We start from the raw sequence: 1570 nt of genomic DNA, 5'->3' as shown, positions 1-1570 counted from the left end.
CTTCACCTACATATCAGCGTGCCTTCTCCCGAAGTTACGGCACCATTTTGCCTAGTTCCTTCACCCGAGTTCTCTCAAGCGCCTTGGTATTCTCTACCTGACCACCTGTGTCGGTTTGGGGTACGATTTTGTGTTACCTGATGCTTAGAGGCTTTTCCTGGAAGCAGGGCATTTGTTACTTCAGCACCGTAGTGCCTCGTCATCACACCTCAGCGTTAGTAAGAGTCCGGATTTACCTAAACTCTCCGCCTACATGCTTAAACCGGGACAACCGTCGCCCGGCTAACATAGCCTTCTCCGTCCCCCCTTCGCAGTAACACCAAGTACAGGAATATTAACCTGTTTCCCATCGACTACGCCTTTCGGCCTCGCCTTAGGGGTCGACTCACCCTGCCCCGATTAACGTTGGACAGGAACCCTTGGTCTTCCGGCGTGCGGGTTTTTCACCCGCATTATCGTTACTTATGTCAGCATTCGCACTTCTGATACCTCCAGCACCCCTCACAGGACACCTTCAACGGCTTACAGAACGCTCCCCTACCCAACAACACATAGTGTCGCTGCCGCAGCTTCGGTGCACAGTTTAGCCCCGTTACATCTTCCGCGCAGGCCGACTCGACCAGTGAGCTATTACGCTTTCTTTAAATGATGGCTGCTTCTAAGCCAACATCCTGGCTGTCTGTGCCTTCCCACATCGTTTCCCACTTAACTGTGACTTTGGGACCTTAGCTGGCGGTCTGGGTTGTTTCCCTCTTCACGACGGACGTTAGCACCCGCCGTGTGTCTCCCGTGATAACATTCTTCGGTATTCGCAGTTTGCATCGGGTTGGTAAGTCGGGATGACCCCCTAGCCGAAACAGTGCTCTACCCCCGAAGATGAATTCACGAGGCGCTACCTAAATAGCTTTCGGGGAGAACCAGCTATCTCCCGGTTTGATTGGCCTTTCACCCCCAGCCACAAGTCATCCGCTAATTTTTCAACATTAGTCGGTTCGGTCCTCCAGTTAGTGTTACCCAACCTTCAACCTGCCCATGGCTAGATCACCGGGTTTCGGGTCTATACCCTGCAACTTAACGCCCAGTTAAGACTCGGTTTCCCTTCGGCTCCCCTATTCGGTTAACCTTGCTACAGAATATAAGTCGCTGACCCATTATACAAAAGGTACGCAGTCACCCCATAAAGAGGCTCCCACTGCTTGTACGTACACGGTTTCAGGTTCTTTTTCACTCCCCTCGCCGGGGTTCTTTTCGCCTTTCCCTCACGGTACTGGTTCACTATCGGTCAGTCAGGAGTATTTAGCCTTGGAGGATGGTCCCCCCATATTCAGACAGGATACCACGTGTCCCGCCCTACTCTTCGAGTTCACAACACATGCACTTTTGTGTACGGGACTTTCACCCTGTATCGTGCGACTTTCCAGACGCTTCCACTAACACACATGCTGATTCAGACTCTGGGCTGCTCCCCGTTCGCTCGCCGCTACTGGGGGAATCTCGGTTGATTTCTTTTCCTCGGGGTACTTAGATGTTTCAGTTCCCCCGGTTCGCTTCATTACGCTATGTATTCACG

1 rRNA gene is annotated in these 1570 nt (G+C 52.3%); it reads right to left on the bottom strand.

Annotated features, from left to right (window positions below):
- Window positions 1-1570 (bottom strand): 23S ribosomal RNA (locus NNO08_RS22800); the annotation flags it as partial.

Origin of the sequence: Citrobacter sp. Igbk 17, from assembly GCF_028069775.1 — a bacterium.
In the GTDB taxonomy this organism is placed as follows: domain Bacteria; phylum Pseudomonadota; class Gammaproteobacteria; order Enterobacterales; family Enterobacteriaceae; genus Citrobacter.
Note: the sequence above shows the minus strand (reverse complement) of the source record. Positions and strands in the feature narration are given on the sequence as shown.